The sequence below is a fragment of the Falsiroseomonas oryzae genome (assembly GCF_027856955.1).
Lineage (GTDB): Bacteria > Pseudomonadota > Alphaproteobacteria > Acetobacterales > Acetobacteraceae > Falsiroseomonas > Falsiroseomonas oryzae.
Window position 1 is genome coordinate 1 of sequence record NZ_JAPSMD010000173.1, and the last position, 10,930, is coordinate 10,930.

Below are 10,930 nucleotides of genomic sequence, written 5' to 3' on the forward strand. Positions count from 1 at the left end.
ATCGCCCGGTCCGGGCTACCGCGAGCCGGGGCTGGATGCGCTGCTGGCGCGCGCGCTGGCCGGCGGGCGGCTGCGCGTGCAGTCCGCACCGGCGCCGGCCGCCTTCCACCTGATCGCCGTGCCGACGCCGCTGGCGGAAGGCAGGCGCGCCGACCTCTCGGCGGTGGAGGCGGCAGCCGATGCGATCGCGCCGGTGCTGCGGCCGGGCGATACGGTGATCCTGGAGAGCACCGTGCCGGTCGGCACGACGGAGCGGCTGGCAATGCGCCTTGCCGCGGCGCGGCCCGACCTGGCCTTCCCGCTGCGCGGCGGCGGATCTCCGCCGGCCTGCGTCCACCTGGCCCATGTGCCGGAGCGCGTGCTGCCCGGCCGCGCGCTGCACGAGCTGGTGCACAACGACCGCGTGGTCGGCGGGCTCGGTGCCGGCTGCGCGGCGCAAGCGGCGCAGCTGTACCGCGCCTTCGTGCGGGGCGCGCTGATGCCGGTGGATTGCCGCATGGCGGAGTTGGTGAAGCTCGCCGAGAACGCCTTCCGCGATGTCAACATCGCCTTCGCCAACGAGCTGGCCGCGCTGTCCGCGCGCTTCGGTGTGGACGCCCGCGCCGCGATCGCACTGGCGAACCGGCATCCCCGCGTGGACATCCTGAGCCCCGGCGTCGGCGTCGGCGGGCATTGCGTGGCGGTGGATCCGTGGTTCCTGGCGCAGGACGCGCAGGACGCGGCGCCGCTGATCCGCGCCGCCCGCGCGGTGAACGACGCCGTGCCCTGGCGCGTGGCGGCGCAAATCCGCGCCGCCTGCGCCCGCTTCGCCGCGCCGCGCCTGACCTGCCTTGGCTTGGCGTACAAGCCCGACGTGGAGGATGTGCGGGAGAGCCCGGCGATGGCGATCGTGCGCACGCTGCTCGCCGAGGGTCTTCCCGTCGTCATCTGCGATCCCTTCGTGAGCGAGGTGCCGGAGGGTGCGGTGCGGCGCGACGCGGCGGAGGCGATCACCGCGGCGGACGTGGTCGCGGTGCTGGTGCCGCACACGGCCTTCCGTACGCTCGATCCGCTGCTCTTCGCGGGAAAGGTGGTGGTGGATCCGAGCGGCCTAGTCCGGCAGGCAGCGCGTCAGGCCGATACGCCCCTGTTTGTTTGAGCATCAATTCGTTGTATCATCAGATATCTGCAACGTAGTGCCGGTGGCGCGAGATGGCCGAAGTCTTCATATCGTATTCGTCACGGGACAAGCTGCTTGCAGAGGATTTGGGGGCCGAACTCGATCGCGTCGGCGTAACTTTCTGGCGCGACGAAATACAGATTGGCTGGGGAGAACTCATCAATAAAAAAGTAGCAGACGGATTATCCAACTGCCGGTTCGTTACAGTACTTATAACCGCCAATGCGATGGCCAGTCATTGGGTTAGAAAAGAAGTCAATTTTGCTTTACACAGAGAGGCGGAGACGGGCAGTAATGTGCTTCTCCCTTATATATTCTGCGATCCAAATGACGCGTTTTCGGTCTTTGCAGATCTTAAGACAAAGAAATATCTAACGTCGGATGCGGACTTCTCGCACGCGGCCACTCAAGTGCGCCACCTCATTCACGGCCCAGTGACAGATCAAGTCGTCCACAACTTCCCATTTGCGTACACGGGTCCAGTGTGGATGCGCTTGTCACATGATGATTCCGCGGCCATGAAGGTTAGATGTGAGTTACAGTGGGGTCCTTGGGCCCGTGAATTCGCAATTGCACTTCCTGCAAAGAAGGACTCCTATCTTGTTTTTTCAAAACAGGATAATTTGAGCTTACCTCTGCGCGTTGCTGTCCACCCGCCGTGCAGAATTTCCTTCGGGATTGGCCTGGCCCCTACGCCAAGTGCCGTTGATATCAACCCGTTCTGGGTCGATATGAAGTCAAAATTTGCACGATTCTTCGCTAGAACTTTCTTGTGGCCTCGATGATGCCGAGCTTTGTCGACTGCATTACCATTACTAATGGCAAGCAGGCATCACTAGAAAGAACAATAGAAAGCGTTCGCAGACAAACGCATGTCTATTGGCGCCACATTATAATCGTTGATCGTAACAATCAATTGCATTGTCAACTTGAACAAGAATTTCGTTCAGATAGACGATATTCCATTTTTTGCTCCCGTAGACCGGTGCGCGGATATCAGCTAGATCATGTGGTATTTCTGCGCAACATGGCGCTTCAACATATTCGACATAACTTCGCTGCTTTCCTAGATCACGATGATGAGTGGGATTGCGACCATTTGAGGCTCCTTCTGGCAGAATTTGGCCAGGCAGCGGCTGTGATTTCGGGAGTGCGAATCTATCATAAAAGTGGATTACGCGCATTACTCGACGCTCGTTGCCCTTGGGCGACAACTGACGAGGCGGCGAAAGAGCAATTCGCGCGTTTCGCCGACATCGGAGTATACGAGCGGGGCTCAAACGTCGCATATCCATTCGTCTATCAGTCAAGCAATGACGTTCAAGTTTACCTATTTACAAGCGCAATACTATATAGGGCTCACGAGCTCCTGTCGCGTAGGTTTGTGCCATCGCGAGAACATTCACAGAATTGGGGCGAAAGTCACGATCTTATTCACCGGATAATCCGGTCAGGGCGGCCTGTGAAGGCCCTCCGGGTCGCTACCGTATCTTACCAGTTAGGCGGCTTTTCTCAACCGCTCCGCCCCAATGGCATGCTCGCTCCGTAAGCTCTACTCCACCGTGACGCTCTTCGCTAGGTTGCGCGGCTGGTCCACATCCGTGCCCTTCAGCACGGCGACGTGGTACGCCAGCAGCTGCACCGGGATGGTGTAGAGGATCGGCGCGGCGAAGGGGTCCGCGTCCGGCAGCACCACCACATGCTCCGCGAAGCGGCCGAGCGCGGCGGCGCCGGCGGCATCCGTGAAGGCCATGATCCGCCCGCCGCGCGCCGCGGCCTCCTGGAGGTTGCTCGCCGTCTTCTCGAACAGCGGGCCGCTTGGGCACAGCGCGATGACCGGCACGTTGGAATCGATCAGCGCGATGGGGCCGTGCTTCATCTCGCCGGCGGCATAGCCCTCGGCGTGGATGTAGCTGATCTCCTTGAGCTTCAGCGCGCCCTCTAGCGCGATCGGGTAGAGGCTGCCGCGGCCCAGGAACAGCACGTCGCGCGCCTTCGCCACCTCGGCGGCCAGCTCGCGGATGCGCGCATCCTGCTCCAGAACCTCCGCCGCGTGGCCCGGCACCGCGACCAGCGCCTGGGTCAGCCGCGCCTCCTCCTGCGGGGTCATCTTCCCGCGCGCGCGGGCGAAGCCGATGGCTAGGCAGGCGAGCACGGCGAGCTGCGCGGTGAAGGCCTTGGTGGAAGCGACGCCGACCTCCGGCCCCGCCACCGTCAGCAGCGCGGCGTCGCTGGCCCGCGCCATCGTGCTTTCCGGCACGTTGACGATGGAGAGCACCTGCTGCCCGCCGGCCTTCAGCAGCTTCAGCGCCGCCATGGTGTCCGCCGTCTCGCCCGACTGGGAGACGAGGATGGCCGCGCCGCCATCGGGCAGCGGCGGGTCACGATAGCGCAGTTCGCTGGCCACGTCGGCGTCGCAGGGAATGCGGGCGAGCCCCTCGATCCAGTAGCGGCCGACATGCGCAGCGAGGAAGGCGCTGCCGCAGGCGGTCAGCGTCAGGCGCGGCACGCGGGCGGGGTCGAAGGGCAGGCGCGGCAGCCGCACTTCCTGCGAGCGCGGGTCGAGATACTGGCGCAGCGTGTCGCCGAGCACCGCCGGGTGCTCGTGCAGCTCCTTCTCCATGAAGTGGCGGTAGTTGCCCTTGCCGACCACGGCGCCGGAGACGGCGGTCTGCACGACCGTCCGCTCAACCGCCGCGCCGTCCACGTCGAAGAAGCGCGCGCCCTCCTCCGTCACCACCACCCAGTCGCCTTCCTCGAGGTAGGCGATGCGGCGGGTGAGCGGAGCCAGCGCCAGCGCGTCGGAGCCGAGGAACATCTCGCCCTCCCCGAAGCCGACGGCGAGCGGCGCGCCCTGGCGGGCGCCCAGCAGCAGGCGCGGATGGCCGGCGAAGACCGCTGCCAGCGCGAAGGCGCCGTGCACGCGCTTCAGCGCCGCGCCGAACGCCGCCACCGGCTCCAGCCCGTCGGCCAGCAGCCTGTCCAGCAGGCGCACGAAGGTCTCGGTGTCGGTCTCCGTCTCGAACAGGGCGCCCTGCGATTCCAGCTCGGTGCGCAGCTCGGCGTGGTTCTCGATGATGCCGTTGTGCACCACGGCGACGCGTGTGGTGGCGTGCGGGTGGGCGTTGCGTTCGGTCGGCGCGCCGTGCGTGGCCCAGCGGGTGTGGCCGATGCCGGTCGTGCCGGGCAGGGCGTTCCGCTCCAGCACGCCGGCCAGGTTGCCGAGCTTGCCTTCCGCCCGGCGGCGGTCGATGCCGCCGCCGACCAGGGTGGCGATGCCGGCGCTGTCATAGCCACGATACTCCAGGCGACGCAGCGCATCGAGCAGCAGCGGCGCCGCCTCGCCCCGGCCGACCACTCCGACGATCCCGCACATCGGGCCCACTCCTTCGTTCCGGGTCCGTGCCCCGTCGCATCCGCGTCGCGCCGGTCTAGCCGCTCCGCCCGGCGGGCGGAATGCATAGAGTGCAATGTCAGGGGTTCACAGGCTGTTTCCGCGGTTTTCCGTCGTCCTGCCGGCCTGCATTGACCGTCGACCCGCCCCGGCGCAGCTTGCCGCCTTCCCCGCAGGAGCCCGTCCGGCATGGCCGAAGCCCCGCTTGCGCAGGCGCCGACGCAGGCACCGCCATGGGGCCGCGACGCGCGGATCATCGCGCTGATCGGCACCGGGCACTGCCTGAGCCATTTCTACATGCTCTGCCTGCCGCCGCTGTTCCTGGTGTGGCGCGACGAGTTCGGCGTCTCCTTCGCGGAACTCGGCCTGGCGGTCGCGCTGATGAGCGCGGTGACGGCGGCGCTGCAGACCCCGGTGGGCTTCCTGGTGGACCGCTTCGGCGCGCGCCCCTTCCTGGTGGGCGGCACGCTGCTGATGGCGCTGTCGATCTCCGGCATGGCCTTCGCGCCGGGCTACTGGGCGATCCTGCTGCTGGCGATCACCTCCGGCGTCGGCAACTCGGTGATCCACCCGGCCGACTACGCGATCCTCGGCGCCTCCATCGACAAGTCGCGGATGGGGCGGGCCTTCGCGCTGCACACCTTCACCGGCAACCTGGGCTTCGCCTTCGGCCCGCCGGTGGTCGCGGCGCTGCTGCTGGTGATGGATTGGCGCAGCGCGCTGCTGATCCTCGGGCTGCTCGGCGTGCCCGTCGCGGGGCTGATCATGTGGCAGGGCCGCATCCTGCGCGACCAGGCCAAGCCGAAGGACCGGGGCGCGCAGCCCACCGGGCGGGAGCTGCTGCTCTCGCGCCCGATCCTGCTGTTCTTCGGCTTCTTCCTGCTGAGCGGCATGGCGAGTTCCGCGATCCAGGCCTTCTCGATCACCGTGCTGGGCAAGCTGTGGGGCATGCCGGTCGCGGTCGCGTCCCTGGCGCTGACCGGCTACATGGCCGGCGCCACAGGCGGCACGCTGGTGGGCGGCTGGCTGGCCGACCGGTCGCGCCGGCATTTCGCGCTGATCGTCGTGCCGACGCTGGTGGCGGCGACGCTGGTGACGGCGCTCGGCACCGTCCCGATGGCCGAGTGGCTGGTGCCGCCGGTCGCGCTGCTGGCGGGGCTGGCGCTCGGGGCCTCGCGCACGCCGCGCGACGTCATGCTGAAGGAGGCGGTCCCGCCCGGCCAGATGGGCAAGGTGTTCGGCTTCGTCTCCTCCGGCCTGCCGCTGGGCCAGGCGATCACGCCGGTGCCCTTCGGCTTCCTGATCGACCTGGGCCTGGCCGCGCTGGTGCTGCCGCTGGCCGCGGCGCTGCTGGTGGGCTCGCTGTTCTGCATGGGCAGCGCGGCCGGCGCGGCGCGGCAGGCGCGGGCGGCGGCGCTGCCGGCGGAGTAGCGCTTGGCGCCGCTCGACATCGCGCTGCGGCTGCTCGACTGGGCGGGGATCGCGGCCTTCGCGGCCTCCGGCGCGCTGGTCGCCAGCCGCAAGCAGATGGATGCGGTGGGCTTCGTGCTGATCGCCGTCCTGACCGGCTTCGGCGGCGGCACGCTGCGCGACCTGCTGCTGGGCCGCACGCCGGTGTTCTGGCTGCAGCGGCCGGAGCTGATCGGCTTCGCCGCGGGAGTGGGGCTGCTGGTGTTCTTCACCGCGCATCTGGTGGAGAGCCGCTTCCGTGCGCTGCTCTGGGTGGATGCCGCGGGGCTCGCGCTCTATGCCGTGCTGGGGGCGGAGATCGCGCTGATCGCCGGCGCCGATCCCTGGGCGGCGGTGCTGCTCGGCGTGGTCACCGCGGTGGGCGGCGGCATCCTGCGCGACGTGGTCTGCAACGAGCTGCCGCTGATCCTGCGCCGCGAGATCTACATCACCGCGGCCGCCGCGGCGGCGGTTGCCTATGTGGCGCTGCGCCTGGCGCCGCTGCCGCGCGACGTGGCGCTGACCGCCGGCATCGCGCTGGGCTTCTCGATCCGCGCCGCGGCCATCCTGCGCGGCTGGTCGCTGCCCACCTACCGAGCGCGGCCGGCGCGGGATTATCCCGACCGGCGCTAGCCGCAGCGCCCGGCATGGTCGGCGGCGGCGAAGCCCTCGAAGGTGGCGGTATGGCGCGCCGCCTCGATCCAGAGCAGCTGCGGCGCCTCGCGCAGGATGTGCGCCTCGCCATGGATCATGCGGCCGGCATCCAGGGCGGAGACGCGGCTGTAGCGCAGCGAGAGGCCATCCTCCTCCACCTGCCAGTTGCGCACCGGCAGGGTGCGGCAGAAGACGAAGAAGCGCACGGTCATCGTCCCGGTGCCGTCGGCCGCCAGCAGCAGCCGCGCCGCGCCGCCATCGCCGGCCAGCAGCGCGGTTCGCCCGATCCAGAGCGGGAAGGGCGGGATGCCATGCGGCAGCGCGGCCCGTGCGCGCGGCACGAACAGCAGCGGCAGGGCCAGCGCGGTGCGGCGGGCGAGGGACGGCGGCATCGGGGGGCCTCCGGGCGGCCACGCTAGTCCCGGAACGGCAACGACATCCTGGCGGACGAGTTACCAGTAGTTCACGCGCGCCCACTCCGCCACCAGCCGGCCGCCTTCCAGCACGTGGTAGCGCTCATGCGCCGCGGCGGTCAGGCAGGCGTGGTTCGGCACCACGCGCACCCGCGCGCCGACCGGCAGGCGGTCCAGCGGCAGCGTGCCGGAGGCGGCGCGCAGCTCGCCGTGCTCCTGGTGCACCCGCGTCACCACCGCATCACCCAGCGTCGGCCGGCCGTCCAGGTCCAGCACGCGGCCGAAGCCCCAGTCGCGCGGCGCCTTTTCCGTGCTGCGGTCCTTCGACAGCGCCAGCGCGCCGGCATCCAGCAGCGCCGCGTCGCGCCGCGGGTAGCGCCCGATGACGGAGGCGAGCACCGTCACCGCGATGTCGTCCAGCCCATGCGTGCCGATCTGCGCCTGGAACAGGTCGCCCAGCATGTAGACGCCGGCCCGCATCTCCGTGACGCCCTCCAGGTGGCGGGCGTGCAGCGCGGTGGGGGAAGCGCCGGCGGAGACGATGCGCACCGCATGGCCGGCGGCGCGCAGGCGCTCCGCCGCGGCGACGACGCCGGCGCGCTCGGCCTCCGCGATCGCCGCCATCTCGTCCAGGCTGCGGCCGGCATAGGAATGCCCGGAATGGGAGGCGACGCCGGCCAGCCGCGGCCCGAGCGCGGCGGCGATGGCGAGGAGCGCGGGATCCTCGGCCGTCACGCCGGCGCGGGCCTCGCCGACATCCACCTCGATCAGCGCCTCGATCGGGCCGGGATGCGCGGCGATGCCGCGCGCCACCTCGAGGTCGTCGGTGATCACCTTCACCGCGTTGCCCGCTTGGTTCAGCGCGGCCACGGCATCCAGCTTCGCCGGCACGATGCCGACGGCGTAGATCTGGTCGCGGAAGCCGTGTTCGGCGAAGTAGCGCGCCTCCGCCAGCGTGCTGACGGTGATCGCGCCCTTGCCCGGCGCGGCGAGGTCCGCGACCTGGGCGTTCTTCGCCGTCTTCATGTGCGGGCGCAGAGCCACGCCGGGATGCCGCGCGACCGCTTCGGCCATGCGCGCGACGTTGCGCCGCAGGATGTCGAGGTCGAGCAGCAGGCAGGGGGTGGGAAGGTCCTGGAGACTGCGCATCACAGCGCGACGCCCAGCATCTCCGCATAGCGCGGCGTGGATTTCAGGCCGGTGCCGGTGAGGACGACGACCGTCGTCTCCTCCGCCGCGATCCTCCCGGCCTGGCGCAGCTTCATGAAGGCCGAGGCGGCCTGGGCGCAGGTGGGCTCGACATAGACGCCGGTGCGGGCGAGGGCGAGCGACGCCTCGGCGATCTCCGCTTCCTCGAGCAGCACGGCGCCGCCCTCGCTTTCGCGCAGCGCGGCCAGGCATTCGGGCAGGCGCAGCGGCTGCGCGATGGCGGTGCCCTCGGCGATGGTGGGCTTCGCCTCCTGCGCCGGCAGGCCGAGCGCGGCGCGCGCGATCGGTCCGCAGTTCGCGGGTTGCGCGGCCCAGATGCGCGGAAGCTTCGCGATCTGGCCGGCGCGCATCAGCTCCCCGAAGCCGAGCCAGCAGCCCAGCACGTTCGACCCCGCGCCGCAGGGCACGATGACGTGGTCGGGCGCCTGGAAGCCCAGATCCTCCCACAGCTCATAGGCCAGCGTCTTGGTGCCTTCGAGGAAGAAGGGATGCCAGTTGTGGCTGGCGTAGAAGATCTCCGCCGACTTCGCGAGCGCCGCGTCGGCGCAGTCCTGGCGGCTGCCGGGGATCAGCTCGATCGCCGCGCCGGCGGCGCGGGACTGCACGGTCTTGGCGGGGCTCGTGGAGGCGGGGACGAAGATCGTCGCGGCCATGCCGCCCGCTGCGGCATAGGCGCTGACGGCCGCGCCGCCATTGCCCGAGGAATCCTCCAGCACGTTCGTCACGCCCTGGTCGCGCAGCAGGGAGAGCATCACGCTCGCGCCGCGGTCCTTGAAGCTGCCGGTCGGCATGAACCACTCGCACTTCAGCAGCGCGGTGCCGCCGGGCAGCTGGCGCTCGACCAGCGGCGTGCACCCCTCGCCCATGCTGATCGGCGCCCCTGGCGCGAAGGGGAAGGCGGCGGCGTAGCGCCAGATGGAGCGCACGCCGCGCGCGATGTCGTCGCGCCCGATGCCCGTGCGGGGCGAGAGCAGCAGCGGCTCCCGCGCATCGCCGCACCAGCGCGGCACGTCGAGCGGCCAGGTGCGGCCGGTGCGGGGGTCGAGGTAGGATTGCCGGGGCGACGTCTGCATGGGCCGCATCCTCCCTTGCCGGGTGCCGCCCGACAAGCGAGGGTGCCCGCCATGCCAGACCTGACCGACCCCGTGCTGAAGCTCGCCGCGGAAGTCGTCGCCATCGACAGCCGCAGCTTCGTCTCCAACATCCCCGTAGCCGAGCGCGTGGAGCGCGAACTGGCGGGGTTCGAGCTGGAGCGGCTGGACTACACGGATGCGAACGGCGTGGCGAAGCGCGCCCTCGTCGCGCACAAGGGGCCGAAGCGCGGCGGCGGCTACGCGCTCTCGGGCCATCTCGACACCGTGCCGGCGACGGGGTGGGAGAGCGACCCCTGGACACCGCGGCTGGACGATGCGGGTTTCCTGCACGGGCTGGGCAGCGTGGACATGAAGGGGCAGGTGGCGGCCGCCATCGTGGCGGCGCAGCGCGCCCCGGCGGATGTGCCCGCGACGCTGCTGATCACCGCCGACGAGGAGACGACCAAGCAGGGCGCGCACATCATCGCCACGCGCAGCGCGCTGGCGGCCTCGCTGGGGCTGAAGGGCATCATCGTGGCGGAGCCGACCAGCCTGGCGCCGGTGCGCGGGCACCGCAGCCACATCGCCTTCACCGCGACGGCGCGCGGCGTGCAGGCGCATTCCTCCACCGGCAAGGGCGTCAACGCCAACTGGCAGCTGGTGCCCTTCCTGGTGGAGATGCAGAAGGTCTTCGCGCGGCTGCGCAGCGATCCTGCGCTGCAGGACGCCGAGTACGAGCCGCCCTTCTCCGACTTCAACCTGGTGCTGGATAACCACGGCACCGCGCTGAACGTGACGGTCGCGCGCGCCACCGCGCACATCAAGTTCCGCTACAGCGCCAAGGTGGACCCTGCACCGGTGGTCCAGGCGGTCCGGCACGCCGCGCAGGCGGCCGGGCTGGAGCTGGCGGAGCAGCGGGAAGGGCGGCCGCCCGAGCTGCCCGCCGATCATCCGCTGGTCGCGCTCGGCGTGGCGCTGACCGGCAAGGCGCCGCGCACGGCGCCATACGGCACCGATGCGAGCGAGCTGCAGGCGCTGGCACCCTGCCTGGTGCTGGGGCCCGGCGATGTCGGCCTGGCGCATACGCCGCGTGAATGCGCGCCGGTGCGGGAGCTGCTGGACGCGGTGCCGCTGTTCGGACGCGTGCTGGCCGCCGGGGTGCGGTAGCGCGAAGGGTTCACCCGGTCGTCCGCCACATCCGCGGCTCCCCGACGGTGCGGCGGAACAGGTAGTGCAGCGCCTCGAGCAGCGCGGGTGGGCGCGGCGAGGTCATGGCGCGCAGCCCCTGTGCGATGCGCTGCACCGTTTCGGACAAATGCGCCTGCGGCAGCCAGCAGGGCGCGCAGGGCAGGGCGCTGGCCAGGCCCAGGCGGCGGGCGAAGGCGATGGCCCCCGACGCGACGCGGAAGGCGCGGCGGAAGGCGCGCACGATGAACCAGGCGATGCCGTGCAGCCCGCTGTCGCGCATCAGGGGGTGCGGCGAGACGCGCAGCAGCAGCCGGTGCAGCAGCCGGGCCGCCGCGGCGCGGCGCAGCGCCCGATGCGCCGTGTCAGCGCGGCCGAGCGCAGCCGGCAGCTC

General features: G+C 70.2%; 11 protein-coding genes. 6 read left to right on the forward strand and 5 right to left on the reverse strand.

The window, feature by feature from the left end; translation table 11 throughout:
- The 3 genes from OZN99_RS16765 to OZN99_RS33550 form a co-directional block, all read left to right on the forward strand.
- A partial coding sequence (locus OZN99_RS16765) for a nucleotide sugar dehydrogenase (RefSeq protein WP_270936408.1) occupies window positions 1-1,138 on the forward strand: 1,138 nt, incomplete at its 5' end.
- Between the two features lie 53 nt (window positions 1,139-1,191).
- Entirely contained in the window at window positions 1,192-1,944 is a 753-nt protein-coding gene (locus OZN99_RS16770) for a toll/interleukin-1 receptor domain-containing protein (RefSeq protein ID WP_270936409.1), read from the forward strand.
- Entirely contained in the window at window positions 1,944-2,708 is a 765-nt protein-coding gene (locus tag OZN99_RS33550) for a glycosyltransferase family A protein (protein ID WP_408611855.1), read from the forward strand. The genes OZN99_RS16770 and OZN99_RS33550 overlap by 1 nt, the downstream gene beginning before the upstream one ends.
- 3 nt (window positions 2,709-2,711) lie before the next feature.
- On the opposite strand, the gene glmS is transcribed toward OZN99_RS33550, so the two are convergent.
- The gene (gene glmS, locus OZN99_RS16775; RefSeq protein ID WP_270936410.1) at window positions 2,712-4,535 is read right to left on the reverse strand and encodes a glutamine--fructose-6-phosphate transaminase (isomerizing); all 1,824 of its coding nucleotides are present in this window, start codon (window positions 4,533-4,535) and stop codon (window positions 2,712-2,714) included.
- Window positions 4,536-4,742: 207 nt separating this feature from the next.
- Between glmS and OZN99_RS16780 the strand changes: the two genes are divergently transcribed.
- Both OZN99_RS16780 and OZN99_RS16785 read left to right on the forward strand, forming a co-directional pair.
- Entirely contained in the window at window positions 4,743-5,984 is a 1,242-nt protein-coding gene (locus OZN99_RS16780; RefSeq protein WP_270936411.1) for an MFS transporter, read from the forward strand.
- 3 nt (window positions 5,985-5,987) lie between these two features.
- Complete coding sequence (locus tag OZN99_RS16785; protein WP_270936412.1) at window positions 5,988-6,635, forward strand: trimeric intracellular cation channel family protein; 648 nt, start codon at window positions 5,988-5,990, stop codon at window positions 6,633-6,635.
- Here OZN99_RS16785 and OZN99_RS16790 read toward each other — a convergent pair.
- The 3 genes from OZN99_RS16790 to OZN99_RS16800 are packed head-to-tail and all read right to left on the reverse strand — an operon-like array spanning window position 6,632 to window position 9,351.
- Entirely contained in the window at window positions 6,632-7,048 is a 417-nt protein-coding gene (locus OZN99_RS16790; RefSeq protein ID WP_270936413.1) for a hypothetical protein, read from the reverse strand. The genes OZN99_RS16785 and OZN99_RS16790 overlap by 4 nt on opposite strands.
- A gap of 60 nt (window positions 7,049-7,108) precedes the next feature.
- Window positions 7,109-8,218, reverse strand: coding sequence for an alanine racemase (locus OZN99_RS16795; protein WP_270936414.1), 1,110 nt, complete (start codon window positions 8,216-8,218; stop codon window positions 7,109-7,111).
- A complete protein-coding gene (locus tag OZN99_RS16800) occupies window positions 8,218-9,351 on the reverse strand; it encodes a pyridoxal-phosphate dependent enzyme (protein WP_270936415.1) in 1,134 nt (377 codons plus the stop codon). Before OZN99_RS16800 ends, OZN99_RS16795 begins: the two co-directional genes overlap by 1 nt.
- A 51-nt stretch (window positions 9,352-9,402) precedes the next feature.
- On the opposite strand from OZN99_RS16800, the gene OZN99_RS16805 reads away from it, so the two are divergent.
- Window positions 9,403-10,518: a M20/M25/M40 family metallo-hydrolase gene (locus OZN99_RS16805; protein WP_270936416.1), complete on the forward strand. Its 1,116-nt coding sequence runs from the start codon at window positions 9,403-9,405 to the stop codon at window positions 10,516-10,518.
- A 10-nt stretch (window positions 10,519-10,528) separates the two neighbouring features.
- On the opposite strand, the gene OZN99_RS16810 is transcribed toward OZN99_RS16805, so the two are convergent.
- Window positions 10,529-10,930: hypothetical protein (locus OZN99_RS16810; protein ID WP_408611854.1), on the reverse strand; the 402-nt coding region annotated here is incomplete at its 5' end.